The 24,037-nt window shown below is 61.2% G+C and carries 25 protein-coding genes; 12 read left to right on the forward strand and 13 right to left on the reverse strand.

The annotated features are described in order from the left end of the window. Nucleotides 1–14 precede the first annotated feature (14 nt). The 3 genes from ACR3FB_RS12950 to ACR3FB_RS12960 are packed head-to-tail and all read left to right on the forward strand — an operon-like array spanning nucleotide 15 to nucleotide 3,534. Nucleotides 15–1,043, forward strand: coding sequence for an ABC transporter permease (locus ACR3FB_RS12950; protein ID WP_170377562.1), 1,029 nt, complete (start codon nucleotides 15–17; stop codon nucleotides 1,041–1,043). After that, nucleotides 1,040–2,194 carry an ABC transporter permease gene (locus tag ACR3FB_RS12955; protein ID WP_480563319.1) on the forward strand — a complete coding sequence of 385 codons (1,155 nt, stop codon included), beginning with the start codon at nucleotides 1,040–1,042 and terminating at the stop codon, nucleotides 2,192–2,194. Before ACR3FB_RS12950 ends, ACR3FB_RS12955 begins: the two co-directional genes overlap by 4 nt. Next, the gene (locus tag ACR3FB_RS12960) at nucleotides 2,191–3,534 is read left to right on the forward strand and encodes a CoA transferase (RefSeq protein ID WP_480563317.1); all 1,344 of its coding nucleotides are present in this window, start codon (nucleotides 2,191–2,193) and stop codon (nucleotides 3,532–3,534) included. Before ACR3FB_RS12955 ends, ACR3FB_RS12960 begins: the two co-directional genes overlap by 4 nt. Nucleotides 3,535–3,621: 87 nt before the next feature. On the opposite strand, the gene ACR3FB_RS12965 is transcribed toward ACR3FB_RS12960, so the two are convergent. After that, entirely contained in the window at nucleotides 3,622–5,979 is a 2,358-nt protein-coding gene (locus tag ACR3FB_RS12965; RefSeq protein WP_480564960.1) for a mechanosensitive ion channel domain-containing protein, read from the reverse strand. Between the two features lie 273 nt (nucleotides 5,980–6,252). Here ACR3FB_RS12965 and ACR3FB_RS12970 point away from each other — a divergent pair, with 273 nt between their 5' ends. Genes ACR3FB_RS12970 through ACR3FB_RS13000 form a run of 7 tightly spaced genes read left to right on the forward strand, consistent with a single transcriptional unit; the run spans nucleotide 6,253 to nucleotide 12,747 of the window. Then, nucleotides 6,253–7,467: a glycosyltransferase family protein gene (locus ACR3FB_RS12970; RefSeq protein WP_480563315.1), complete on the forward strand. Its 1,215-nt coding sequence runs from the start codon at nucleotides 6,253–6,255 to the stop codon at nucleotides 7,465–7,467. Further along, nucleotides 7,464–8,711 (forward strand): glycosyltransferase, encoded by a 1,248-nt coding sequence (locus tag ACR3FB_RS12975; protein ID WP_480563313.1) that lies wholly within the window; start codon nucleotides 7,464–7,466, stop codon nucleotides 8,709–8,711. Before ACR3FB_RS12970 ends, ACR3FB_RS12975 begins: the two co-directional genes overlap by 4 nt. Next, the gene (locus ACR3FB_RS12980) at nucleotides 8,711–9,787 is read left to right on the forward strand and encodes a glycosyltransferase family 4 protein (protein ID WP_480563311.1); all 1,077 of its coding nucleotides are present in this window, start codon (nucleotides 8,711–8,713) and stop codon (nucleotides 9,785–9,787) included. Before ACR3FB_RS12975 ends, ACR3FB_RS12980 begins: the two co-directional genes overlap by 1 nt. Continuing rightward, nucleotides 9,784–10,368 carry a histidine phosphatase family protein gene (locus ACR3FB_RS12985; RefSeq protein ID WP_480563309.1) on the forward strand — a complete coding sequence of 195 codons (585 nt, stop codon included), beginning with the start codon at nucleotides 9,784–9,786 and terminating at the stop codon, nucleotides 10,366–10,368. The genes ACR3FB_RS12980 and ACR3FB_RS12985 overlap by 4 nt, the downstream gene beginning before the upstream one ends. Next, complete coding sequence (locus ACR3FB_RS12990; RefSeq protein WP_480563306.1) at nucleotides 10,365–11,507, forward strand: glycosyltransferase family protein; 1,143 nt, start codon at nucleotides 10,365–10,367, stop codon at nucleotides 11,505–11,507. The genes ACR3FB_RS12985 and ACR3FB_RS12990 overlap by 4 nt, the downstream gene beginning before the upstream one ends. Next, complete coding sequence (locus ACR3FB_RS12995) at nucleotides 11,504–12,274, forward strand: polysaccharide deacetylase family protein (RefSeq protein ID WP_480563303.1); 771 nt, start codon at nucleotides 11,504–11,506, stop codon at nucleotides 12,272–12,274. Before ACR3FB_RS12990 ends, ACR3FB_RS12995 begins: the two co-directional genes overlap by 4 nt. Continuing rightward, nucleotides 12,271–12,747 (forward strand): class I SAM-dependent methyltransferase, encoded by a 477-nt coding sequence (locus ACR3FB_RS13000; RefSeq protein ID WP_480563301.1) that lies wholly within the window; start codon nucleotides 12,271–12,273, stop codon nucleotides 12,745–12,747. The genes ACR3FB_RS12995 and ACR3FB_RS13000 overlap by 4 nt, the downstream gene beginning before the upstream one ends. On the opposite strand, the gene ACR3FB_RS13005 is transcribed toward ACR3FB_RS13000, so the two are convergent. Next, the gene (locus ACR3FB_RS13005; protein WP_480563298.1) at nucleotides 12,748–13,890 is read right to left on the reverse strand and encodes an alpha-D-ribose 1-methylphosphonate 5-triphosphate diphosphatase; all 1,143 of its coding nucleotides are present in this window, start codon (nucleotides 13,888–13,890) and stop codon (nucleotides 12,748–12,750) included. A 53-nt stretch (nucleotides 13,891–13,943) separates the two neighbouring features. Between ACR3FB_RS13005 and ACR3FB_RS13010 the strand changes: the two genes are divergently transcribed. Beyond that, nucleotides 13,944–14,627 carry a DUF1045 domain-containing protein gene (locus tag ACR3FB_RS13010; RefSeq protein WP_480563295.1) on the forward strand — a complete coding sequence of 228 codons (684 nt, stop codon included), beginning with the start codon at nucleotides 13,944–13,946 and terminating at the stop codon, nucleotides 14,625–14,627. Here ACR3FB_RS13010 and phnN read toward each other — a convergent pair. From phnN to phnG, 8 genes are read right to left on the reverse strand one after another with little or no spacing between them, the layout of a single operon-like run. Next, on the reverse strand, nucleotides 14,609–15,157 hold the full coding sequence (gene phnN / locus ACR3FB_RS13015; protein ID WP_425083976.1) for a phosphonate metabolism protein/1,5-bisphosphokinase (PRPP-forming) PhnN: 549 nt from the start codon (nucleotides 15,155–15,157) through the stop codon (nucleotides 14,609–14,611). The two genes, ACR3FB_RS13010 and phnN, sit on opposite strands and share 19 nt — an antisense overlap. After that, entirely contained in the window at nucleotides 15,154–15,837 is a 684-nt protein-coding gene (gene phnL / locus ACR3FB_RS13020; protein ID WP_480563293.1) for a phosphonate C-P lyase system protein PhnL, read from the reverse strand. The genes phnN and phnL overlap by 4 nt, the downstream gene beginning before the upstream one ends. A 22-nt stretch (nucleotides 15,838–15,859) precedes the next feature. Beyond that, nucleotides 15,860–16,630, reverse strand: a complete 771-nt coding sequence (gene phnK, locus ACR3FB_RS13025; protein WP_480563291.1) for a phosphonate C-P lyase system protein PhnK — start codon at nucleotides 16,628–16,630, stop codon at nucleotides 15,860–15,862. Further along, a complete protein-coding gene (locus ACR3FB_RS13030) occupies nucleotides 16,627–17,487 on the reverse strand; it encodes an alpha-D-ribose 1-methylphosphonate 5-phosphate C-P-lyase PhnJ (RefSeq protein ID WP_480563289.1) in 861 nt (286 codons plus the stop codon). Before ACR3FB_RS13030 ends, phnK begins: the two co-directional genes overlap by 4 nt. Next, entirely contained in the window at nucleotides 17,484–18,080 is a 597-nt protein-coding gene (locus ACR3FB_RS13035) for an HAD family hydrolase (protein ID WP_170719606.1), read from the reverse strand. The genes ACR3FB_RS13030 and ACR3FB_RS13035 overlap by 4 nt, the downstream gene beginning before the upstream one ends. After that, nucleotides 18,077–19,168 (reverse strand): carbon-phosphorus lyase complex subunit PhnI, encoded by a 1,092-nt coding sequence (locus ACR3FB_RS13040; RefSeq protein ID WP_170719607.1) that lies wholly within the window; start codon nucleotides 19,166–19,168, stop codon nucleotides 18,077–18,079. Before ACR3FB_RS13040 ends, ACR3FB_RS13035 begins: the two co-directional genes overlap by 4 nt. Nucleotides 19,169–19,171: 3 nt before the next feature. After that, entirely contained in the window at nucleotides 19,172–19,747 is a 576-nt protein-coding gene (gene phnH / locus ACR3FB_RS13045) for a phosphonate C-P lyase system protein PhnH (RefSeq protein WP_480563287.1), read from the reverse strand. Further along, entirely contained in the window at nucleotides 19,747–20,205 is a 459-nt protein-coding gene (phnG, locus tag ACR3FB_RS13050; RefSeq protein WP_480525471.1) for a phosphonate C-P lyase system protein PhnG, read from the reverse strand. Before phnG ends, phnH begins: the two co-directional genes overlap by 1 nt. Before the next feature lie 103 nt (nucleotides 20,206–20,308). Here phnG and phnF point away from each other — a divergent pair, with 103 nt between their 5' ends. After that, a complete protein-coding gene (gene phnF, locus ACR3FB_RS13055) occupies nucleotides 20,309–21,019 on the forward strand; it encodes a phosphonate metabolism transcriptional regulator PhnF (RefSeq protein ID WP_480563285.1) in 711 nt (236 codons plus the stop codon). Between the two features lie 140 nt (nucleotides 21,020–21,159). Here phnF and ACR3FB_RS13060 read toward each other — a convergent pair whose 3' ends face one another. The 3 genes from ACR3FB_RS13060 to phnE (ACR3FB_RS13070) are packed head-to-tail and all read right to left on the reverse strand — an operon-like array spanning nucleotide 21,160 to nucleotide 24,027. Next, the gene (locus ACR3FB_RS13060; RefSeq protein WP_480563283.1) at nucleotides 21,160–21,774 is read right to left on the reverse strand and encodes an LbetaH domain-containing protein; all 615 of its coding nucleotides are present in this window, start codon (nucleotides 21,772–21,774) and stop codon (nucleotides 21,160–21,162) included. Between the two features lie 16 nt (nucleotides 21,775–21,790). Next, the gene (gene phnE / locus ACR3FB_RS13065) at nucleotides 21,791–23,149 is read right to left on the reverse strand and encodes a phosphonate ABC transporter, permease protein PhnE (protein WP_480563280.1); all 1,359 of its coding nucleotides are present in this window, start codon (nucleotides 23,147–23,149) and stop codon (nucleotides 21,791–21,793) included. Next, on the reverse strand, nucleotides 23,146–24,027 hold the full coding sequence (gene phnE / locus ACR3FB_RS13070; RefSeq protein WP_480563278.1) for a phosphonate ABC transporter, permease protein PhnE: 882 nt from the start codon (nucleotides 24,025–24,027) through the stop codon (nucleotides 23,146–23,148). Before phnE (ACR3FB_RS13070) ends, phnE (ACR3FB_RS13065) begins: the two co-directional genes overlap by 4 nt. Between the last annotated feature and the right edge of the window lie 10 nt (nucleotides 24,028–24,037).

Genomic DNA, 24,037 nt, shown 5'->3' on the forward strand with positions numbered 1-24,037 from the left:
GCAGGAGCAGCTAAATGATCATGCTGCGCTATGCGGTCTATCGCTTCTTCACGATGCTGCTGACACTGTTGGTGGTCTCGGTTCTGATATTTGTCATCATCAACCTGCCGCCCGGCGACTATCTGAGCAATCAGATCGCCGAGCTTCAGGCCTCCGGCCAGTCCGCCGGTGTCGCCAAGGCCGAGTTTCTGCGAGCCGAGTACGCCTTGGATCGCCCCATGTGGGAGCAATACCTGATTTGGATGGGCTTCTGGCCCGGCCCCCACGGGTTCGAAGGCTTACTGCAAGGCAATTACGGCTGGTCTTTTGAATTCGACCGTCCCGTCTCGGATATCGTGGGTGATACGCTTTGGCTGACGGTTGTGGTCAATCTGGCCGCGATCCTGTTCGTTTACGCCGTCGCCCTACCCTTGGGCGTGATCGCCGCTGCGCGGTCGCGAACTTGGATCGACTATACCTCGGCCTTCGTGGGTTATCTGGGTCTGGCCACGCCGAATTTTTTGCTGGCGCTGATCCTGTTCTACTACGGTCATCAGTATTTCAACCTGCCCATCGGCGGCTTGATGGATCCCAAATTCGAAGGCGAACCGATGAGTTGGGACAAGCTGAAATCCATCCTTGTCCACCTGATCGTGCCGACCTTCGTAATCGGCACCTCGGGCGCGTCGGCCATGATGCAGCGCCTGCGCGCGAACATGCTGGACGAGCTGGGCAAGCCCTATGTTGAGACAGCCGTTGCCAAGGGCATGGCCCCATCGCGGATGCTGACCAAGTATCCGTTGCGCGTGGCCTTCAACCCGTTTGTCGCCGACATCGGCAACCTGTTGCCCTCGATGGTGTCCGGCTCGGTTCTGGTATCGGTCGTGTTGGGCCTGCAAACCATTGGCCCGACCCTGCTGACGGCACTGAAAACGCAGGACCAGTTTCTGTCAGCGTTCATCCTGATGTTCGTGGCCCTGCTGACCCTGATCGGCACCATGATCTCGGACATCCTGCTGGTCATGCTCGATCCGCGCATTCGGTATGAGGGGCGAGACGCATGACCCAACGCCCTGATGATCGCTATGTCGATCACGCACCGTTCGACCCGCAGGCCTCGGTCCAACAGCTCGAGCGCGCCGATCTGGACGCCCCGAACTGGGTGCTGGTCTGGCGCAAGTTCCGCACGCACAAGCTGGGCTTGATTTCGGGCGTTTTCCTGCTGTTGTGCTACCTGATGCTGCCCTTTGCTGGCTTCATCGCCCCTTATGGCCCCAATGACCGGAACGGAGAGCACCTCTACGCCCCGCCCCAATCGATCAACTGGTTCCACGAGGGCGAGTTCATCGGGCCTTATGTCTACCCCATCACCGCAGAGGCAGATCTAGAGACTTTCCAGTGGAAGTTCATTCCAGACACCGAGGATCCTCGTCCGATCAAGTTCTTCTGTGAAGGGTCCGAGTATCGCTTGGCCGGGTTCATCCCGTCTGACACCCACTTGTTCTGTGCCCCTGATGGCGCGACGCTGTTCCTATGGGGCTCGGACCGGCTGGGCCGCGATATCTTCAGCCGCATCCTCTATGGCGCGCAGCTATCGCTGACCGTGGGTCTGATCGGCATTTCAGTGTCGTTCTTCCTTGGTATCCTCTTCGGCTCGATGGCCGGGTATTTCGGAGGGCGCATCGACTGGACCATCAACCGGGTGATCGAAGTCCTGCGATCCCTACCCGAACTGCCGCTCTGGCTCGCCTTGTCCGCCGCCGTACCCTCGAACTGGAGCCCCGTCGCGGTCTTCTTCATCATCTCGATCATCCTCGGCATTCTCGACTGGCCAGGCCTCGCCAGGTCCGTCCGCGCCAAATTCCTATCCTTGAGGGAAGAAGAATACGTCCGCGCGGCCGAGATGATGGGCGCAAGCTCCGGCCGGGTGATCCGCAAGCACTTGCTGCCGAACTTCATGTCCCACCTGATCGCGTCGGCCACACTGTCGATTCCCGCAATGATCCTGGGTGAAACCGCGCTGTCCTTCCTCGGCCTCGGCCTGCGTGCGCCTGCGGTCAGTTGGGGCGTGATGCTAAATGACGCGCAGAACCTCGCCTCGATCGAGATCTACCCGTGGACGGCCATTCCCATGCTGCCGATCATCGTCGTCGTTCTGGCCTTCAACTTCCTTGGAGACGGGTTGCGCGACAGTCTGGACCCCTATCAGCAATGAGCCTGCTATCCTCTCTTCCGGCGGCCGACAGCTATCGCACTACCGGCGAGGGAACCCTGCCCAGCGCCTTTGCCGTCTCCGAGCTCGCAACCGCCAGCTTCGCGGCGGTCGCTCAGGAGCTGGCTCGGTACATGGCCACCGCAAACCTGTCACCAACCGCGCCAGAGATCACGGTGGATCACCGCCTCGCTTCGCTCTGGTATCGCTATTCCTTCAAGCCCGATGGCTGGGAGATGCCTAGCCTGTGGGACGCCATCGCAGGCGACTACCGCGCGTCTGACGGCTGGATCAGGTTGCACACCAACCTGCCCCACCACCGGGCTGCCGCCCTGAAAGTTCTAGGCACACAAGCCGACCGCGACGTGGTCTCACAGGCCCTGCGCAGTTGGACTATCGCCGACCTCGAGAGCGCTGTTGTAGCCGAGGGCGGCGTCGCAGCCGCCATGCGCAGCCGCGCCGAGTGGTTGGACCATCCCCAAGGCCGCGCCGTCAGCCGCGACCCTTTGATCAGTTGGCAGAATCCACGTCGGATCATTTTGCGAGACCGCCCGGCTGCAACAGCCGAACGCCCGCTTGCCGGCCTACGCGTCCTAGACTTGACCCGCGTTCTGGCGGGTCCCGTCTCAACCCGCACACTGGCCGGATTCGGCGCGGATGTGCTGCGCATCGACCCTCCGGGCTGGGATGAGCCGGGCGTTATCCCCGACATCTCACTGGGCAAAGGCTGCGCCTATCTGGACTTGAAGTCGACCGAGGGCCTGACCCACCTGCAAGACCTGTTGTCACAAGCAGATGTATTCATCCACGGGTACCGCCCCGGCGCGCTTGAGGCTCTGGGGCTTAGTAAAGCAAAGCGTGACGAACTGGCCCCCAACCGGGTCGAGGTCACTCTGGACGCCTATGGCTGGCAGGGCCCTTGGGCCACACGCAGAGGGTTCGACAGTCTCGTTCAGATGAGCGCAGGCATTGCCCATGCGGGGATGGAATGGGCCAACGCTGACAAACCCACCCCGCTGCCAGTTCAGGCTCTGGACCATGCGACCGGATACCTGATGGCAGCCGCAGTTCTTTCTGCACTGGCCGAGGCAGCCTCGGGAAATTCAATCATGCACGCCCATCTGTCTTTGGCGCGCAGCGCCGAGTTGCTAGCCATTCTTGGCAAGACCGACACAGGGCAAGGTGCGATCACGGCCAACCAATCCGACTATTGCGAAGAAACCGAACAGTCCGGTTGGGGCCCTGGCCACCGGCTAAAACCCGCACTGACCATTGGTCAGACGGTGATGAGGTGGGACCTGCCCGCCCCACAACTGGGCACATCCGAGCCAACCTGGCCCTGATGCGTCAACCGCCGCGCGGCACGCGCGGCCCAACGCTTTGGAAGGCGTCTCGCCGGAGACGCAGCCCAAAGGGGCGGGAGGACCGTCTTAGCGGTCGTCGCCGCCCGGTCCGATATCGTCCAGATAGTCCTCATCAATCGCCGCTTGTACCGCGCCAGTCACTGCCTCGCGCTGTTTCGGGGTCAGATCTTCGGCCTCTTTGCCATCGGCAAGACGAACGGTCACCTCACGATGTGCGAATTTGATACCTTCGCGAGCAAATAGCTCTCGGATGTCCTGATACACCTTTTTGCGCACCAGCCATTGATCGCCTGGTTTGGTCATGAACTTGACCCGGATGATCATCGCCGAATCCTGCATCTCGATCACGCCCTGCGACTTCAAGGGCTGGATGAAGTTGTCGCCAATCACCGGATCGCTCAGCAACTCCTGACCCAGTTTCTTGATCAGTTTCCGCACCTTCTCAACATCCGTGTCATAGGTCACGCGCAGAGGCAGCTTCATGATCACCCAATCACGCGAATAGTTGGTCAGAACTTTGATCTCCCCAAAGGGAATAGTGTTCAGCGCACCCAGATGGTGGCGCAGCTGGAACGAGCGGACCGAGATTTTCTCGACCGTCCCTTTTACATCTCCAATGTCGATATATTCCCCTTTGCGGAAGGCATCATCCAACAGGAAGAAGGCGCCCGAGAAGATGTCGCGCACCAAGGTCTGCGATCCGAACCCGACGGCCAGACCCACCACACCAGCACCAGCGAACAGAGGGCTGACGTTAATGCCAAGCTCCATCAAAACGATCAACACAATCGTTACGACAACGACCGCCAGGATCGCCCCCCGGAACAAGGGCAACAAGGTGGCCAAGCGGCTCTGACCGCCTTCACCGCCTTCATCGCCCAACTCGGCCTCGGAGCCATCATCGGACTCCTCGGCGATTTTGCTGTCGATCCAGATGCGGAAGAAATTGAACAGGATGTATCCAATGAACAGGATCACCATAACGTCCAGCGCGCGCCCGATTGGCAGATCCTCGCTCCAGCTGGCATCCGGGTTCCATATCACCACCAGCGCATAGCTGCCTACAACAAAGGCCAGAATGCCAGCCACTCGGCGGGCCAGGTCCTCATATGTCAGAATGGCGTGCTTGCGTTGTACCGCCTCGGGCGAGGGTGCCTCTGCGTCAATCTCTGACTCGGCGTTGATCTGTTCGATCTTGCGGTTGCGATCGAAATAGCGCTCCAGCAGGTAGTTCATCGCGCCGTAGGCCACGACAACCGACATGAAGATCGCATAGCTGCTGGCCACAATCGGGACCGAGTTTTCATTCTCAAGCACCAGATCCACGGCCAGCTTCGACCAGCTGAACACGATGTACAGGATCAGCACCGGAGCCCAAGCAAATGAGATGAAGCGCAGAATCCACGAGACTTGAGACGGTGCCCGCCCGCCCCGGATCGCGTTTGAAATGGCCCCGGCATTGAACAGGATCATCAGAATATTCAAGAAGGCCCCGAACAGGGTCAAGCACCCGTAGACCAAGGCGTAGACGTTGTAGTTCAGACCAAAATCCGCCACCCAAGTCGAAAACAGAACGACCGATACATCATAGGTCGCCACCGCCGATGCCCAGATATACAGCCGCTTGGCGTGGCGGTCGGAAAAGGGCGGCAAGCGATACTGGCTCAGGTAAGGTGACAGCACCATTCGCCACAGGTCCGAGATCGTGCGGGACAGGAAAAAGGCCGTGAAGATCGCGGTCACGGTAAACTGGATCGAGATATCTTCGGCCTCGCCAAAGAACAGATAGCCCACGATCAATGCCATCAACATGGCAAAAATCGTGCCGCCGATCCCCATCACGAAGCGGTACACGAGAAACGGCATCTTCTCGCGATAGCCCTGCGGGTTTTCCTTGATCCGTGCCACGACCCAGCGTTTGGCGATCCGTTTGCCGTAGATCTCGGTTGAAAGCCATCGCCCTAGCAGCAGGAAGAGGATGTTCCAGCCCAGAACCTCGACATAGGTCTGGATACGGCCATCTGGGCTGGTCTGACGCAGGATATACTCCACTTCGAACACCGAATAGGGCAGTGCCTCAAGACGTGACTGAACCGACTCACGGAACTTGGTGAATCGTGCCTGTGTCCTCATCAGTTGCGAGGCCTCGGCCATGGGGTCAGCCTCAGCCGATTCCACTTCGGGCTGCTCGCCCGCGGTGGAGACCAGATTGCCCGAACTATCGATGACGATAACACTGGCACCAGCCTCAGTGGCGGTTCGGATCGCGTCGGCGAGATCACTGTCGTTGGTTGCAGCCTCTTCTGTCGCGGAGCCTGAACTATAGCCCGGTATCAGCGCGGTCTGCGCCGCCACACTGGCTGGAAACGCCAACAACAGAGCCCAAAATGCCAAAAGCGTCGCGGCCAGAAAGTTCGGTTTCATAGGGTCTTGCATCCAATTTCTTCACTGGCGCACACCGTACAGAACCTGTTGGACGTGTTCAAATCCTCCCGCCCGCCCTTTTTCGCGCTTTGACCGAAACGGCAAAGACTGGTGCAAATTGAACCCATATCCTCAATATCCTGTTGCCAAATCGCCATGTTTGGCACATTTGCAAGCGGGCGATTTCCCCTTTGGCAAGCGCAGCATAAGGATATACGGTAACGCTTGCATACGCGCGGATGTAGTACCCAGACCAATAAGACGGGCGACCCTATGAGCCTAGGCAAAAAACAAGACAATCCGGACCGCGCGCCGCGCCTGCTATTTTACAGCCACGATACCTTTGGGTTAGGCCACTTGCGCCGTTCGCGCGCGCTGGCGGCGGCGGTGACCGAAGCCGACCCAAGCGCATCCGCCCTGATCCTGACCGGCTCGCCTGTGGCGGGGCGTTTCACCTTTCCCCGCCGCGTCGACCATGTGCGCCTGCCGGGTGTAACCAAACGTTCGGACGGATCTTACGCGGCTCGCACGATTGGCATGGGCATTGATGAGGTGACCGAGCTGCGCTCGAGCCTGATCAAGACAGCCGTTCAGCAATTCGATCCTGACGTCCTGATCGTCGACAAGGAACCCACCGGTTTTCGCGGGGAGCTGCTTCCTACGCTGGAATTCCTCGAACAGTCCTGCGACACCAAGCTGGTTCTGGGCCTGCGCGATGTTCTGGACGAGCCTGAGGTTCTGGCCGCCGAATGGGATCGCAAGGACGCGATCGCTGCGACCGAGCGGTTCTATCACGAAATCTGGGTCTATGGATTGCATTCGATCTACGACCCGACCGAGGGTCTGCCCCTCAGCGCAGCGGCCCGATCACGCCTACACTGGACCGGCTATCTGCGCCGCGACCTCGGCCCGGTCGGAGAGCCCCCGGAACAGCCCTATATCCTGATCACGCCCGGTGGCGGCGGCGACGGCAAGGCGATGGTCAATCTGGTCCTCTCGGCCTACGAACAGGACCCGACCCTGTCGCCCCGCGCGGTGCTGGTCTATGGACCCTTCCTGTCCGGTGAGTCGCGCGATGAGTTTGAAACACGCGTGGCCGCGCTGAACGGGCGCGTGACGGCTGTCGGGTTCGAATCCCAGATCGAAACGCTTTTTGCCGGGGCCGCGGGCGTTGTCTGCATGGGTGGCTACAACACGTTTTGTGAGGTGCTATCTTTCGACAAACGCGCCGTCATCGTACCGCGCACCACGCCTCGATTGGAACAATGGATACGCGCCTCGCGCGCTGAAAATCTTGGCCTTGTCCGGATGCTGGACGAACAGCGCGACGGCTTGACGACCGACGCGATGATCCGCGCCATCCGCGAGCTACCGCGCCAGCCACTACCCTCGCAGGCGATCAGCGACGGCTTGCTGGACGGGCTGGACTATGTAACAGGCCGCATCGATGCGCTGCTGCACCGGGAACAGGAACGAGCGACCGGATGACATCCCAATACCCGAAACTCGCGGTGCTGGTCAAAGGATGGCCGCGCCTGTCCGAGACGTTTATTGCTCAGGAACTGGTCGCCTTGCAGGAGGCCGGGCATCAGTTTGACATCTGGTCCCTGCGCCACCCGACAGACACCAAACGCCACCCTCTGCATGACCGGTTCAAGGGGCAGGTACGGTATCTGCCTGAATACCTTTATCAAGAACCACAGCGTGTCTGGGCCGCACGGGCCATCGCCAAGCGCTTGCCGGGCTATGCCGAGGCCTACCGCGTGTGGCGGCAGGACCTGCGCCGCGACCCGACCCACAACCGCATTCGCCGCTTTGGACAGGCCTGCGTTTTGGCTGCCGAACTACCGGGCTCGACGCAGGCGCTATATGCCCATTTCATGCACACGCCCTCATCGGTGGCGCGCTATGCCGCCATCATGCGCGGTGTACCGTGGAGCTTTTCGGCCCACGCCAAGGATATCTGGACCTCGCCAGAGTGGGAAAAGCGCGAAAAGCTGCAAGCGGCGACCCATGGGGCCGCCTTTGGCGCCACCTGCACCGCTATAGGGGCCGCCCATCTGCGGGAGCTGGCGGATGACCCCGCACGCGTTGACCTGATTTACCACGGTTTGGACCTTGCACGTTTCCCAAGCCCGCCGGACCGGAAACTACGAGCAGCGGATGGGCCGTTTCACATGATCTCGGTCGGGCGACTGGTCGAGAAAAAGGGCTTCGACCGTCTGATTGATGCCTTGGCCTTGCTACCCGAGGCGCTGGACTGGCACTGGACCCATATCGGCGGCGGCGCTTTGGGGGACGTCCTGCGCGACCGCGCCACGGCAGCCGGCATCGCATACCGGATCAGCTGGAAAGGCGCTTGCGATCAGCCCGAAGTGATTGAGGCCATGCGCTCTGCCGACCTCTTCGTCCTGCCCAGCCGCATTGCCGAGGATGGTGACCGCGATGGGTTGCCAAATGTGTTGATGGAGGCTGCCTCGCAACTCCTGCCGATCCTTTCGACGCCGGTGTCCGCGATTCCTGAGTTCATCACCTCAGGCACCCACGGCATCCTATCGGATGACGATCCAAAGGCGCTGGCCGACGCGATGCTGGCACTAGCGAGCAATCCCGAAGCCACCGCCAAAATGGCCCGGGCCGCCTATGACCGTTTGCTGGCGGAGTTCCGGATGGACCCGGGTATCGCGCAGCTTTCGGATCGGCTGAACGCTTTGTGCCTGGAAACGGTCTGATGACTCGCGTGGCGTTTTACGCCCCCATGAAGTCCCCGCACAGCCCTACCCCTTCGGGCGACCGCGAGATGGCGCGGAACCTGATCACCGCCATTGCCGCCGAGGGGGATCATGTCGACCTTATCTCCGAGCTGCGGATCTACGACAAGCACGGAGATACCGCCAAACAGCACGCCTTGCGCGCGGCGGCCGAAGCCGAAACTCAACGCCTGATCACCGAGTTGCCGCGAGACACTTCGCTTTGGGTGACATACCACAACTACTACAAAGCCCCGGACCTGATCGGCCCGCAGGTCTGCGCGGCGCGACAGATCCCATATGTTCAAATGGAAAGCACACGGGCCAGCAGCCGCCTGAAGGGGCCTTGGGCAGGATTCGCGCAATCCGCCCATGAGGCCTGCGATGCAGCGAAGGTGATTTTCTATCACACCGCAAATGACCTGATCACGTTGGAGCGTGACCGTTTTGGCACTCAGGCTCTGGTCGAGTTGCCACCATTTCTGCCGATCACTGATTTGCCCCCTCAGGCCGCGGCCGAAGGACCGATGCTGGCCGTCGGTATGATGCGGCACGGGGACAAGCTGGCCTCATATCAGCTGCTGGCCGAAGCTCTGACGCTCCTTACCGGCGATTGGAAGTTGCAAATCGCAGGCGACGGACCGGCCCGAGCTGAAGTTGAAGCACTCATGGCCCCGTTCGGCGAAAAGGTCACGTTCCTTGGCCAACTGGACCAAGAGAGCCTGGGCCAACTCTATCAGAGTTCGGGGTTTCTGGTCTGGCCCGGCGTCAACGAAGCCTATGGCATGATCTATCTTGAAGCTCAGGCCGCAGGCCTGCCCGTGGTCGCACAAGACCGCCCCGGCGTTCGCGATGTACTTTCGCCTTCGGACTACCCGAGTGTCGAACAAGCGGCGCAAGGCCTGGCCCAGCGCATGCAGACCCTGTTGCGGAACGGCGAAGAACGGCAACGCTTAGGGGGCGAGGCCCGCAAATACGTGGCTGTTCGCCACCTGATGCCGGGCGCGACGCGTCGGTTCTGGCAGACCATCCGCCCCTTGTTGGAGGATTCGGCATGACCAGACTGGCCTTGCTGCGACACGGTCATACGCCGTGGAATCGCGCCGGACAGATTCAGGGGCGTAGCGACATCGCGCTGGACCCCGAAGCGCGGGCTGAACTGTCCGGATACGCCTTGCCCGCCTCTTGGGAGCAGGCTCAGATCTGGGCCAGCCCGTTGCGGCGCGCGCGTGAGACGGCGCAGATCGTCTCGGGCCGCGCCCCGATGACCAGCGATGTGCTGATCGAGATGAATTGGGGCGATTGGGAGGGGCTGCGCGGTGTGGACTTGATTGCAGACCCGTCCAGCGGCTACCGGCATATCGAAGACTGGGGTTGGGACTATCGCCCGCCAAATGGCGAAAGCCCGGCTGAGGTTGCAGATCGCCTCGTGCCTTGGCTGGCGGAACTCCGGCAAGACGCCCTGGCCGTATGTCACATCGGCATCATGCGGGTCATTCTGGCGCGCGCCTGGGGATGGGATTTTGAAGGCCCCGCCCCTTTCAAAATCAAGCGCAACAGGCTCTACGTCATCGACATGAAAACGATGACGCCCGAAGCGGAGCCGGTCCGCCTGATCAAGCGCGAGGCCACGACATGAAAGTGATGCTTGTCGTCACCCACCTGTTGGGAACCGGGCACCTGAGCCGAGCCTTGACGCTGGGGCGTGCCTTCGCGGGTGCCGGCCATGAAGTGATGGTGGTGTCTGGTGGCATGCCTGCGCCGCAACTCGATAGCTCTGGCCTGACGCTGTTTGGCCTGCCGCCGCTGCGCTCGGACGGGACCAACTTTACCCGGCTGTTGGGTGAGGACGGCAAAGAGGCTGATGAAAACTATCGCAACGCGCGGACCGTGGCGTTGGTTGAGGCCGTCCGCGCGTTCCAGCCGGACGTGTTGATCACCGAGCTTTTCCCCTTTGGCCGCCGCGTATTGGCGGATGAATTCGAGGCTGCTCTGACCGCCGCGCGGGCACTGCCGCACAGCCCCGTCATCCTAAGCTCAATCCGTGATATTCTGGCACCACCATCCAAACCCTCTAAGGCCGAACGGGCCGATGAGATTATTGACGCGTTTTATGACGGTGTTCTGGTTCACGCGGATGAGCGTATCACACCGCTGAGTGTCAGCTGGCCCGTCTCAGACCGGCTGTCCGGGTATTTGCACTATACCGGCTTTGTCGCGCCGGTTGCACCGCAGCCCCATCCGGACGGTGTCGGTGAGGGAGAGATTCTGGTCAGCGCAGGCGGTGGATCGGTGGGGCAGCCGATCTTTCGCGCGGCCATCGAGGCCGCCCGAAAGATACCCAACAGGCGCTGGCGCCTGTTGGTGGGCGGGCGTGATGCCCAGACGCGCATTTCTGAACTGTCGCAACTGGTGGAAGGCGCGCCCGTTGTCATCGAACCCCTGCGCCCGGATTTTCGGCAAATGCTCCCTCATGCGGCGGCATCGGTGAGCATGTGCGGCTACAACACCGCGATGGACCTGCTGCAATCGGGTACTCCGGCGGTGATGGTGCCGTTTGATGACGGCAACGAAGTGGAACAAAGCCTGCGCGGGCAAAGCCTGTCTGCACTTTCGGCGATGAAGGTTCTTCCCAGCAAGGACCTTGACGCGACCCGTCTTTCCGAAGCGCTGCAGAGGGTCATTTCTGACGTACCCCGTTCGACGCATGGCTTTGGCTTCGACGGAGCGCAGCGCAGTGTTGAGATTGTTCAGGGGCTCTGGGACGCGCGCAGATGATGGCTGATTGGCACATATTGAACGCAGAACTGGCCATTTGGCGCGACCAAGGGCTGTCTTTTCCGCTGTGGTGGCGGGACGACGATGCGATTGCTCCGACCCCTCAGCTGGACCAACTCTCGGCTTTGTCCGAACGGCTTGGGATTTCGGTTCACCTGGCGATCATCCCGCGTGATGCGACAAGCGAACTGGCCTCTTACATGGCGCAACGGCCGAACCTGATACCGGTTGTCCACGGCTGGGCGCATGAAAACTACGCTCCGCCAGAAGAAAAGAAATCCGAATTTCGCCTGCACCGTCCCATGGAGACGATCTTGCAGGACGCCGAGGCCGGTATGACGCGTTTGCGGTCTCTGTTTCCGAACAGTTTGCGTCCCTTGTTCGTTCCGCCGTGGAACCGTATCGCGCCCGAGATTGCCGCGCGTCTGCCTGATCTCGGGTATGAAATCCTCTCGACCGCGACCCCTCGGACATCGGCACAGGCCGCGCCGGGGTTGGAGCAGGTGAACACCCATATCGACCCGATCGACTGGCGTGGCAGCCGCAGTTTGGCAGCACCTGCCGCGCTGATACAGAAAGCCACCGCGCTGCTGCGGGATCGCCGGGAAGAGCGCGCCGACAACAGCGAACCGCTTGGCGTATTGACCCATCATCTGGTCCATGATCAAGACATCTGGGCCTTTACCGAAGCTTTTCTGAAACACCTGTTGGACGGGCCGGCGACCCTCTGGACCGCCCCCAGACACGGAAACGGAGACCCCGAATGAGCCGACTGGATTCCATGCTGCGCCGCCTGACCGCGCAACGCGACGGGCTGAACTGGGCCGCTGCGAAGATCGCTGATCAGAAAGGCGATGTGCTGGACATGGGGCTCGGCAATGGGCGCACCTATGACCATTTGCGTGAAATCCTGCCCGAGCGCCGCATCTGGGTGATGGATCGCGTTCTGCAATGCCACCCCGACAGCACTCCGCCGGAACAGGATTTCCTGCAGGGCGAGGCCGAACCGATGCTGCAAAAGCTTGCCAGCGCAGGCCACAAGATGGCGATGGCGCACTACGATTTCGGCCGAGGGATCAAAGCGGAGGACGTGGCCGAGGCGGCGCGCCTCAGCCCCCTGATCGCGCAGGTGATGCAGCCCGGAGGATTGCTGATCTCGGGCCAGCCTCTTGTCGGGTTCGATCAGATCGAGGGGCCCGAAACCATCGCTCCGGACCGCTACCTGTTCTACATGGCGTGATCAGGCGACGCGCCGCCCACGCGACCAGACCGCATTCAGGGCGGGAACACCTGCCCGCATGCGAAACCGGATCAGATCCGCGCGGGCGCCGGTGCGCAACACGCCTCGGTCGTCTAGCCCCACGGCCTGTGCCGGGGCCTGGGTCACAGTCCTCAGCCCTCGGGCAATGTCGTCCCACATCTGTCCCAGCCGCACAGCCGACAGCAGCAGCGCCGAGGGCACGTAATCAGACGAGATGATGTCCAGATGGCCCAGCTCGGCCAGCTCCTGCGCGGCGACATTGCCCGAATGCGACCCGCCCCGGATGATGTTCGGCGCCCCCATCATGACCTTGATCTCGTGCGTGTGGCAGGCTTGGGCGGCTTCGACGGTTGTCGGGAACTCAGCCAGACGAATGCCGTGGCCTGCGGAGACCTGAACCTGCTCTTCCGTCGTGTCATCGTGGCTGGCCAGAACCGCGCCAAAGCGGTTGGCGGCCTTGACGGTCTCAACCTCATGCTTTTCGCCGTTGCGATCGCGCAGCCCTTTCAGATGGGCCACGTGTTGCATGAACGTATCATCGTCCATGGCGTATTTGCCCTTCATATAGGCCTCAAGCTTCGAGAGATCGCGAAACTGCCGCTGACCCGGCGTGTGATCCATGATCGAGACAAGGCCAACACGGTCCTCGGGGCCGAATTCGTCCAACTCCTCGACCAGAGTTTCGGAACACACCTCGGCTCTGAGATGCAGAAAGTGGCTGATCTTCAGCGCATCTTGTTCACGCAGGTCCCAGAGTTCCTGCGACAACCCGCGCGCGTATTTCAGATACCGGGCCGAGCCTGAGGGGATGGACCCGATCCGCATTGCGTCAAACACGGTTGTGATCCCGGTGCTTGCCAGCTCGGCATCATGGGCGAGGATCGCGGCGGCGTGGGGCCAGTCGACCTTGGGGCGTGGCTGAATGTGACGCTCAAGGTTGTCCGTGTGCAGCTCGACCAGACCCGGGCTGATATAGTCGCCTTCACAATCAACCGCACCCGCAGGAACCGAAGCGCCTGTGTCGATGTCCGCAATGCTCTCTCCTACGAGCCGAACACTCCCCGTTACGGTTTCGTCCGGAAGAACGAGCGTGGCATTGGCAAGGATCATTTCTTCTGTCATCTGAACTTCACACAGTTTGAGCTATTGAAAGGGCCACGCAATAGGAGGCCAATGTGACATTCACGCGATACGCGATCTACTATGCCCCCCCTGCCGATGCAGAGTGGACGCGATTTGCAACCAGCTGGTTGGGCTGGGACATGGAAGCCGGGGTACCGGTGGCGCATCCCGCTGTGGATGGGATCGACGTTGCATCTATCACCGACGTGCCGCGCAAATACGGGTTGCACGCGACGATAAAACCTCCTTTCCGGCTGCGGGATGGGCAGACGGTGGAGGCGCTCTACGAGGCCTGCGCCACGCTGGCCGCGCGCCATGCGCCGGTCTCGCTGGACGGGCTTGAGATCGCGCGGCTGGGCCGGTTTCTGGCCCTGCGCCCGGTCGGAGAGACCCATGCCCTGAACACCCTCGCGGCGGCTTGTGTGCAAGAGCTTGACGCGTTCCGCGCGCCTGCGTCCGAGGCCGAACTGGCTCGCCGACGCGCGGCAAACCTGACCCCGGAACAGGACGTCAATCTGGTACAGTGGGGCTACCCTTACGTGTTGGAGGCCTTCCGGTTCCACATCACGCTGAGCGGAAAACTGGCAAAACCCGTGCTGGCGGAGGTCGAAGCGGCTTTGCGCGCGCATCTGGCCCCGAAGTTGCCCGCACCCTTCCGGATCGAGGATCTGGCCCTGATGGGCGAGGCCGAGGATGGACGTTTTCACCTGATCCATCGCTACGCCCTTTCCGGTTGAAGCCGCGCAAGGATCGCGCTGACCGTATCGTCCAGCGCGCCCGAGTTGTCGATCTCGATCACACGGCGCAACCCTTCGGGCAGCGGCGCTTTGGCGCGTCCAAGGCGCCTAGCCTGTTCTTCTGTGGTTTCACGCCCCCGTGCCGCAAGGCGTTGTTCCAGAACCTTTGCATCGGCGGTCAGGGAGATCACAACAAGGTCCCCAAAGACCTCTTGCGCTTGCAGCAGAACCGCACGGGAGAAATTGACCAAAACAGCCTGACATTGCGTGCGCTGTTCCGCGATCTGCACCGGCACACCGTAATGCAGCCCATGCGCCTGCCAGTGCATCGAGAAGGCACCATCCAGCACCATCTGCTCAAACATTTCGACCGAGACCCGGTCGAAATCCTCACCCTCTTCCCCCTCGGGCCGCGTGATCACGCGACGCAGGCGCTGAACCCCCGACGCGCGGGCCTCTAGTGCAGCCATGACGCTGTCCTTGCCAACGCCTGACGGGCCAACAACCGCTATGACGGGTGCAAGGCTCATGCTGCCTGTCCGGGCGTGAACTCCGAGACATTGACCGAACGGTCGCACAAACGCTCCCGCGCCTCGACGTCGTGGAAAATCCCGACAATTGCGGCCCCACGGGCCTTGGCCTCTTCTATCAGCGACAGAACCGTTTCCCGGTTCAGCGCGTCCAGGCTGGCCGTCGGCTCGTCCAGCAGCATCGCCGGGTAGTCATGCGCAAAGCCGCGCGCGATGTTCACGCGCTGCTGCTCACCGCCCGAAAACGTGGTCGGGCTGAGCGACCAAAGCCGTTCGGGAATGTTCAACCGCGCCAGCAACCCCGCCGCCTTGTCCAAAGCGACTTGCCGGTCACAGCTCAACGCCAATAGAGGCTCGGCCACGACCTCAAGCGTCGGGACTCGAGGGACAACCCGCAGGAACTGACTGACATAGCCCAGCGTCTCACGCCGCAGCGCCAGAATCTCGCGCGGTTGGGCGTTGGCCACGTCCAACCCGCCGACCAGCACTGTTCCAGAGGCCGCGAGGTAGTTTCCATAGATCACCCGCATCAAGGTGGATTTGCCCGCGCCCGAGGCCCCGGTCAGGGCAACGCATTCACCGGCGTCGACCTTCAGCGAGGCACCCTCCATCACCGGAATGACCGCGCTGCCCTGATTGTGCAGGGTAAAGCTCTTGCTGACGTCTGTTAGCTGAATCATCGCTTCATCTTTTCCCAAATACTCAAACCTGCAGAACGCTGGACACAAGCAGCTGCGTATAGGCATGTTGTGGATCGTCCAGCACCTGATCGGTCAGGCCGGTTTCCACCACATGGCCGTCTTTCATCACCATCAACCGATCCGCCAACAGGCGCACAACGGCCAGATCATGGGTGACGATGATTGCGCTCAGCCCCATCTCACGCACCAATCCGCGCAACAGATCCAAAAGCCGCGCCTGAACTGAGACGTCCAGCCCTCCGGTCGGTTCATCCATGAACACCAGCCGAGGCCCCGTCACCAGATTGCGCGCGATCTGCAAGCGCTGCTGCATCCCGCCCGAGAACGCAGTGGGGCGATCATCGACCCGCGCCTCGCTGATCTCGACCCGACCCAGCCAATCGATTGCCTTGTCGCGAATGTCACCGTAAAGACGATCGCCGACGGCCATCAGGCGCTCGCCGATATTGCCGCCAGCACTGACCGGCATGCGCAGCCCATCACGGGCGTGTTGATGAACAAAGGCCCAGTCCGTGCGGCTGAGCATCCGCCGCTCGGGCTCGGACATGGTGACCGTATCCACCGGACCGTCTGCACGGGTGTCAAAGATCACCTGCCCCGCATCGGGTTCTAGGTGACCTGCCAGACAATTCAGCAACGTCGATTTGCCCGACCCGCTTTCGCCAACGATCCCCATCACCTCACCCGGATAGACATCAAAACTGACATCCGTACATCCGATCCGGGCACCGTAGCTTTTTTCGATGTCCTTAACTTGCAACAGCGGAGTCATGCCGCGTCCTCTCTGGTCATAGGGCCTTGGTGGCCCGCCTCACGGCGCGACCGGCAATAATCCGTGTCCGAGCAGACGAACATCCGATTGGCCGCGTCATCCATGATGACTTCGTCCAGATAGCTGTCCTCGGCCCCGCACAGGTCGCAGGGGTGATTCGCTTTGGAGGCCTCAAACGGGTAGTCCTCAAAATCGAGGCTGACGACTTTGGTATGGGGCGGCACCGCGTAGATCCGCTGTTCGCGCCCCGCGCCGAACAGTTGGATCGCGTCCATTTCCAGCTTCGGGTTGTCGAATTTCGGGATCGGCGACGGGTCCATCACATAGCGGTCAGACACTTTGACCGGATAAGAATAAGAGGTCGAGATCGCGCCGTGCTGGCTGATATCTTCGTAGAGCTTCACATGCATCAGCCCGTATTCCTCAAGGCTGTGCATCTTTCGCGTCTCGGTCTCGCGTGGTTCGAGAAAGCGCAAAGGCTCAGGGATCGGGACCTGATAGACGAGGATCTGATCCTCGGTCAGCTTTGCCTCGGGGATGCGGTGGCGGGTCTGGATGACGGAGGCTTTCTCAGTCTCTTCCGTGGTCGCAACACCCGCGGTGTTTTCAAAGAACTTGCGGATAGAGACCGCATTGGTCGTGTCATCCGCGCCCTGGTCAATCACCTTGAACGTATCGTCGGGCGTCAGCGTTGCTGCCGAGACCTGAACACCGCCGGTACCCCAGCCATAGGGCATCGGCATCTCGCGGCTGGCAAAGGGCACCTGATACCCCGGAACCGCCAACCCTTTGAGGATCGCCCGGCGGATCATCCGCTTGGTCTGCTCATCCAGATAGGCGAAGTTGTACTCCGTCATAGCAAACCTCTTTCAGTCAACGCGGCATCCAAAGCCTGTGGCGAAGTGAAGTGAATGGCGTCCATGCCCACTGCCTGTGCACCTTTGACATTGTGCAGGCCGTCGTCGATGAACACGCAGTCTTCGGGCGCGTGGCCGGAACGTTCGCAGAGGATTTCGAAAATCCGCGCGTCGGGTTTCATCACGCCCTCCTGGCCCGACACGACCAGCGTGCCAAAGACCTCGCCCAGCCGTGGTTGAACCTTCAGCCCCTCGGGCCATGTTTCCGCCGACCAATTGGTGATGGCGTGGACCGGCGTGCCTTGCGTCTTCAGGCGGTCCAGAACGTCCCATGTGCCGTGGATCGGTGTCTCGACCGTGCGGGCGTAGAGGCCGACATAGGCTGCGAACAGCTCCTGATCGCGCGGGTCCGAAAGCTCCTGCGCCATATCGGCGAAACGCTCTCCATTGTCGCCCCGCGCGTTGCGCGCTAGGAAATCTGTCCTTTTGATGAAGGCGTGTGCGGCGTCTTCCGACCCCAGCTCCTCGACCCAGGCCAGATGCGGCTGCCAATCGACAAGCACGCCACCGATATCAAAAACCACCGCTTTCATTCTGCAGCCTCCTTGGGTGCTATTCGTTCTTCCGCCTCGCGGCGCAGCTTGCGCACGAGTTCCAGTTCGGATTGGAAATCCACGTAATGCGGCAGCTTGATGTGTTCGAGGAACCCGGTGGCCTGAATATTGTCCGCATGGCTGAGGACGAATTCCTCATCCTGCGCGGCGGCCCCCAGATTGTCTTCGCCCAGTTCTTTCCAACGCAACGCCCGGTCGACCAGAGCCATCGAGATCGCCTTCCGCTCGGACTGCCCAAAGACCAGACCATAGCCGCGGGTGAACTGCGGCGGTTCCGTCTTGGAGCCCTGGAACTGGTTGACGGTTTCACATTCGGTCAGTTCGACCTCACCGATCTCAATGGCGAAACCCAGCTCCGGGATGTCCATCTCGACCGCTACTTTGCCGATCCGCAATTCGCCGACAAACGCGTGATTGCGGGCGTAGCCGCGCTGGGTTGAGTAGGCCATGCCGAGAACGAACCCCTCATCCCCGCGGGTCAGGGCCTGCAAGCGCAGAGGGCGGTTCGAGGGAAACTCCATCGGCTCCCGTGTAAGGTCGCCCGGTGCATCTTCGCTGAGTGGTTCGTTCTGAATAACGCCCTCACCCTTGAGGAAGCTGGTGATGTGCGGTGTCGGTTCTTGCCGAGCATCGCCTTCGGGCGCGGGGGCAACCTCTCCATCGGCGGCAAGTTTGAAATCCAGTAGGCGGTGGGTGTAGTCGAAGGTCGGCCCCAGCACCTGCCCCCCCGGCGCGTCCTTGAACGTGGCCGAGACGCGACGGTCGCAGGCCATATCCCCCGTCTTGACCGGATTGGAATAGCCAAACCGGGGCAGCGTGGTGCGATAGGCACGGATCAGAAAGATCGCCTCGATCAGATCCCCGCGCGCCTGCTTGATCGCCAGCGCCGCGAGGTCCGGGTCGTACAGGGACCCCTCGGCCATAACCCGATTGACGGCAAGGCTCAGCTGTTCGCGGATTTGCGCGATACTCAGATCGGTGATGTCGGTATCGCCCCGACGCTCCTCAGCCAGCCAGGCATGGGCGTTTTCGATGGCCTTTTCACCACCTTTGACGGCTACATACATCGGTTACCCCTCGGCCTGAATCTGCGTGCTACGCGGCAAGGCTGCGACCTGATCCCCGCAGGTGAAGAAGAAGTCACAACCCAACGGAGAAAGCATCGCGTTGTCCTGCAGCGCCGCGATATCCGGCAGTGACATACGTGCCGTGGTCTTGATCCCCGGGCCGCTCAGAACCGCACCCTTGGGCGCGAGCGCATCACTCTCAACAATCAAAGTGGCCGAGCGGTCGGGATATTCGGAAGTGCCGGTCCTGTAGTCGCTCAGAGGCATCAGTTCAGGCCAGCGGCCCACGGCGAAATCCGCTTTCGACGCCTCGACGATTGGAGCACCTGTATGAAACCCGAGCCATTGACGCATGTCCGGCGTATCTGCCGCGCCCGCCAGATAAACGCCGGTATCCGCGTCACAAAGTGTTAGAAGCAGAGTGCCCGCCGCAACCGATAGCGGTGCCGGAGGTTCCGCCCCGACCAGCGTTCTGATCTCACCGGGGCGCGCCATCACGGTCATCGCGGCGCGAAACGCGTGCGCGGCATCGCGCGGGGCGTCCTGAAATCCACCTGAGAAGTGCGTTTGTGCGTTCATCAGTCCTCTCCCCGGACCAGCGTGAAGAACTCAACCTTGGTGGCCGCCGCTTTTGCCGCCCGCGCCTTGCGTGTATCTTGCATCTGGGTCTTGAGCGGAGTGATCACCAGTTCGGTCAGACGATCCGCGGCCTCGGTCTGCATCAGCGCATCGATCAGCGCGGCAGCCTCAGCCTTGGGCTTGGAGCGGCCTTGGACATAGCCATGGCCCACGGTGCCGTCCTCCAAAGCCAGTGAACAGCGCGTAACCGTCATTTCACCCAGATTGAACGGAGCGCCAATGGCGCCTGCACGACCGCGCACCATCACGCCGCCAATCTCGGGGCTCCGCAGCCATTTGAACGATGGACGATCAGCCACCCTGTCCCAAAGCGGCATCATCGCGTCCTCAGGGGCGCGGGCCAGCAGGCCCATCCACTCCTGACGCGTGATCCCGTTGCTTTTCATCTGTTCTGTCATCGAAAGCCCTTGTCGCGGTTGTCTACTCGAACTATACAACTAGACAAATATTAACCTGCATCCGCCTGTCAGGCAATCCATGAGACCATGAAGTTTTGATGACATGAGCAAAACACCGATCTGGAAGAGCATCGCACTCAGCCTGACCTCGGATATCGCCGAGGGGCGCTTTGGCACCGGTGACCGGCTGCCGACCGAGGCGCAGCTGGCGGCCACCCACGGCGTCAATCGGCACACCGTCAGGCGCGCACTGGCCGAGCTGGCAGAGCAAGGGCTGGTTCAGCCTCGGCGCGGGGCCGGGGTCTTTGTCACCGCACGACCAACGGATTATCCGATTGGCAAACGAGTCCGATATCACAAGAGCATTTCCGCCAGCGGCAAGATACCGGGCAAGCGCATCCTGTCCCTGACCACCCGCGCCGCGGATGAGGCCGAAGCCGAAGCACTGGCTTTGCAGCCCGGCGATCCGGTTCATGTCTATGACGGCTTGTCTTTGGCGGATGGTCAGCCCATTGCGCTGTTTCAAAGCGTCTTTCCGGCCGTCCGTTTGCCTGAGATCCTCACCCATTTGACCGAAACCCAATCCGTCACCAAGGCGCTTCAGCTCTGCGGGATCGAGGATTTTGTACGAACGTCCACACGGCTGACCGCCCGCGCGGCCACGGCAACGCAAGCGTTGCACCTGAACCTCAACGAAGGCGCGCCGATCCTGCATTCGCTGGGGATCAATGCGGCCCCAGATGGGCAGCCGGTCGAGTATGGAAAAACCGTTTTCGCCGGTGAGCGCGTAACCCTGACGCTGAACGAGACCTGACAAGGGAGCGCTCCCGCCCGTCTTCAGCCTCCTGCCGGAGGCTTCATCCCGTTGGGGGTCGCGCCGCGCAAAGCGCGGCGCTGGGCCCAAGGCCGCCAATGGGTATCGGCGTAGCCGATGCACATGCGGGCGCGGGAGGGTTACTCGTATTTCTCCAGAAACGCTTCTATTTGCAACGCGCGGAAATCCGGCAGCACGTCGCGCAATCTATCGTGGCTCCAATCCCACCACGCCAGAGCCAAAAGCCTCTCTGACACCTGCTCGGAAAAGCGCCGCCGGATCGGTTGCGCGGTTACCCCGGCAACGATCGTATAGGGGGCGACATCCTTGGTCACGATCGCACCGGACGCCACAACCGCCCCGTGCCCGATCGTCACCTCAGGTTTGATGATCGCCGCGTGGCCGATCCAAGTGTCATGGCCAATCGACGCCTGTCGCCCAGCGCGATGGGCAAACCATTCTGCATCGTCTTCCGCATCCTCCCAATAATCCGCTGAGCGATACAGGAAATGATGCAAGGAGGCTTTCTCCATCGGGTGATCCGTCGCGCCGATCCGTGTGAAGCTGGCGATATTGGCGAATTTGCCGATCTCGGCATTGGCAATGTCACAGGTTCGGTCGCAATAGGAGTAGTCACCGAACCGCGAATTGGCGACCCGTGTCCCGGCGCCGATCTCGACATAGGCGCCAAAGCTGCTGTTCGAGATCTGACAGTCTGGATGGATGAAAGGCTGATCAGAGCGCAGACGAGTCATCATTTTCCCCATATGCTTAGGACTGCAGCTTGGCCGCGCCGCGCGGCTTCCGCTTTTTACCGGCCTGGCCCTGAATCAGGCGCTTGCGCAACCAGCCCGAGAACCAATCCATCAGCATCACCATCAGAATGATGAGAACGATGTAGTATGCGACCTCTTCCCAGTCTTTCTGCGTGATGATCGCCTGCGTCAGCAACAGACCAATTCCGCCTCCGGTGATCGCCCCGATCACCGTCGCGCTTCGGGTGTTGGATTCAAGGAAGTACAAAAGCTGGCTGAGCAGAACCGGAGTGATCTGCGGGATCACCCCAAAGCGGTAGCGTTGCGGCGCATTGGCCCCGGTCGACTGGACACCTTCGATCTGCTTGTTGTCGACATTCTCCAATGCCTCCGAGAAGATCTTGCCGAAGGTTCCGGTATCGGTCACCAGAATGGCCAGCGCCCCTGTCAGCGGGCCGGGACCAAAAGCCCGCGCCAGAACCACGGTCCAGATCAACGCATCCACGCCGCGGACAAAGTCAAACACGCGCCGCGTTGCAAAGCGGACCGAGCGCAGCGGGTTGAAGTTCCGCGTCGCGAGGAAGGCCAGAGGCAGAGCAATCATGCCCGCACCCAGCGTGCCGAGAAACGCCATCAGGATCGTCTCAAAGATCGCCCAGGCCACGTCCTGATGCCGCCACATCTTGTTGGTCCAGAAGTCATTCAGGATCGCGCCTGCCTCACCAGATGCTGCGAGGCTCACAAGCTCGGGGAAGGACTTGCCGTAGTAGGGGCTGTCGAGCGTGAACCAGAACAGCTCCCACCCGGTGAAGTAGCGGAACACCTCTGACCGGTTGCGGGTGACGGTCAGGCGGCCTGCGTCGGTTTTGATGGCCAGACGGTTCTTGGAGACATTGATCCAGTCCGGGACCTCTCCGGCAGGAAGTTCGGCCTGCACACCGGCCGACCGGCTGGGGGTTGCGCGCACGGTGCCATAGCCAGGGATGTCATATTCGACGGTCTCCGGCCCGAAACGCACCACATGGCCATCTTCCAGATCAATCACCGTGGTCTCGCCCAGCGCGACCCAATCGGGTGCCGTGCCGTCGGGATAGCGCCCCTTCCGCTCACCCTCGATCGCGGCAGAGATCTCTCCAGTACGGTTGTCGCGTGCGACATGGGTCTTGTAGCTGTAGCTGTCCGCCACCAGCGTTTTGCCGTTTTCCCAGTTAGCCCGCTCGGTCAGACCCGGAACGTCGAAGGCAAAAAAGACGTAGATCAGGTAGAGGGCAACCAGCCCCGGTAGCCCGAAATTTACGATGCGTTTTCGGCTGAACAAGCGGTCTGCTTCGGCCTTCAGGTCGTCAATCGACAGATCGGTGGCAAAGGTACTCATACCGAGGCTCCTTTTTCCGACCCGTGGGTCAGACGGTCGCGCAGATAGCCAGAGATCTGATCAACGACCACAATAGTAACGAAGAGAAGGATGAAGATGGCCGCGGCCTCATCGTAGCGCCCCTGCCCCCAGGACATGGCGTTGCGCAGCTCATAGCCCAGACCTCCGGCACCGACAAAGCCAAGGATGGCTGAGGCGCGGATGTTGATCTCGAACCGCAGCAGAGCGTAGCTGACATAGTTCGGGCCGACCTGCGGGATGACGCCCAGATACATGCGCTGAGACCAGTTGGCCCCGACGGACTGTAACCCCTCGACCGGTTTGAGCGAGGCATTTTCGTTCACCTCAGAGAACAGCTTGCCCAAAGCGCCAGCCGTGTGGATGGCAATGGCGATCATCGCCGGAACCGGCCCTCCACCCAGAATGAAGATCAGAACCAGAGCAATCACGATTTCCGGGATCGCGCGGCAGATATCCGAGATCCGACGGAACAGCGGGATCAACGAGGGCCAGAGCGCCATACCGCGCGTCGCCATCAGGGCCAGAAACGTACCCGCAATCGTCCCGATCAGGGTCGAGGCGGCGGCAATGTTGATCGTCTCGATCAGGGCCGGGAAGAACTCGACCAGATTGGCTGGCATCTCGGCGATCTTTTCCCACGCCTCGGACAGAACCTCGGACGGGTAGTTCAGAATCCGGTGCCAGCCATCAATGAAACTGCCCGCATTGCGGTCATCCGCCGTGCGAAAGCCCGCTGCCATCAAGGCAACAAACAGGATCAGGAGAATACCACCATAGACCCGTTTGCGCCGCGTCATCGCGGTATAGTCGTCGCGGATCTGATCGACGCTATAGGACCCTGCCGAAAGGTCTGTCATGGAATGCTCC

Source organism: Ruegeria sp. AO1 (assembly GCF_056535985.1).

Bases quoted from the DNA above. Each gene is read 5' to 3' on its own strand.
- ACR3FB_RS12950 (WP_170377562.1), top strand. From the start codon at position 15: ATGATCATGCTGCGCTATGCGGTCTATCGCTTCTTCACGATGCTGCTG.
- ACR3FB_RS12955 (WP_480563319.1), top strand. From the start codon at position 1,040: ATGACCCAACGCCCTGATGATCGCTATGTCGATCACGCACCGTTCGAC.
- ACR3FB_RS12960 (WP_480563317.1), top strand. From the start codon at position 2,191: ATGAGCCTGCTATCCTCTCTTCCGGCGGCCGACAGCTATCGCACTACC.
- ACR3FB_RS12965 (WP_480564960.1), bottom strand. From the start codon at position 5,979: ATGAAACCGAACTTTCTGGCCGCGACGCTTTTGGCATTTTGGGCTCTG.
- ACR3FB_RS12970 (WP_480563315.1), top strand. From the start codon at position 6,253: ATGAGCCTAGGCAAAAAACAAGACAATCCGGACCGCGCGCCGCGCCTG.
- ACR3FB_RS12975 (WP_480563313.1), top strand. From the start codon at position 7,464: ATGACATCCCAATACCCGAAACTCGCGGTGCTGGTCAAAGGATGGCCG.
- ACR3FB_RS12980 (WP_480563311.1), top strand. From the start codon at position 8,711: ATGACTCGCGTGGCGTTTTACGCCCCCATGAAGTCCCCGCACAGCCCT.
- ACR3FB_RS12985 (WP_480563309.1), top strand. From the start codon at position 9,784: ATGACCAGACTGGCCTTGCTGCGACACGGTCATACGCCGTGGAATCGC.
- ACR3FB_RS12990 (WP_480563306.1), top strand. From the start codon at position 10,365: ATGAAAGTGATGCTTGTCGTCACCCACCTGTTGGGAACCGGGCACCTG.
- ACR3FB_RS12995 (WP_480563303.1), top strand. From the start codon at position 11,504: ATGATGGCTGATTGGCACATATTGAACGCAGAACTGGCCATTTGGCGC.
- ACR3FB_RS13000 (WP_480563301.1), top strand. From the start codon at position 12,271: ATGAGCCGACTGGATTCCATGCTGCGCCGCCTGACCGCGCAACGCGAC.
- ACR3FB_RS13005 (WP_480563298.1), bottom strand. From the start codon at position 13,890: ATGACAGAAGAAATGATCCTTGCCAATGCCACGCTCGTTCTTCCGGAC.
- phnN (WP_425083976.1), bottom strand. From the start codon at position 15,157: ATGAGCCTTGCACCCGTCATAGCGGTTGTTGGCCCGTCAGGCGTTGGC.
- phnL (WP_480563293.1), bottom strand. From the start codon at position 15,837: ATGATTCAGCTAACAGACGTCAGCAAGAGCTTTACCCTGCACAATCAG.
- phnK (WP_480563291.1), bottom strand. From the start codon at position 16,630: ATGACTCCGCTGTTGCAAGTTAAGGACATCGAAAAAAGCTACGGTGCC.
- ACR3FB_RS13030 (WP_480563289.1), bottom strand. From the start codon at position 17,487: ATGACGGAGTACAACTTCGCCTATCTGGATGAGCAGACCAAGCGGATG.
- ACR3FB_RS13035 (WP_170719606.1), bottom strand. From the start codon at position 18,080: ATGAAAGCGGTGGTTTTTGATATCGGTGGCGTGCTTGTCGATTGGCAG.
- ACR3FB_RS13040 (WP_170719607.1), bottom strand. From the start codon at position 19,168: ATGTATGTAGCCGTCAAAGGTGGTGAAAAGGCCATCGAAAACGCCCAT.
- phnH (WP_480563287.1), bottom strand. From the start codon at position 19,747: ATGAACGCACAAACGCACTTCTCAGGTGGATTTCAGGACGCCCCGCGC.
- phnG (WP_480525471.1), bottom strand. From the start codon at position 20,205: ATGACAGAACAGATGAAAAGCAACGGGATCACGCGTCAGGAGTGGATG.
- phnF (WP_480563285.1), top strand. From the start codon at position 20,309: ATGAGCAAAACACCGATCTGGAAGAGCATCGCACTCAGCCTGACCTCG.
- ACR3FB_RS13060 (WP_480563283.1), bottom strand. From the start codon at position 21,774: ATGACTCGTCTGCGCTCTGATCAGCCTTTCATCCATCCAGACTGTCAG.
- phnE (WP_480563280.1), bottom strand. From the start codon at position 23,149: ATGAGTACCTTTGCCACCGATCTGTCGATTGACGACCTGAAGGCCGAA.
- phnE (WP_480563278.1), bottom strand. From the start codon at position 24,027: ATGACAGACCTTTCGGCAGGGTCCTATAGCGTCGATCAGATCCGCGAC.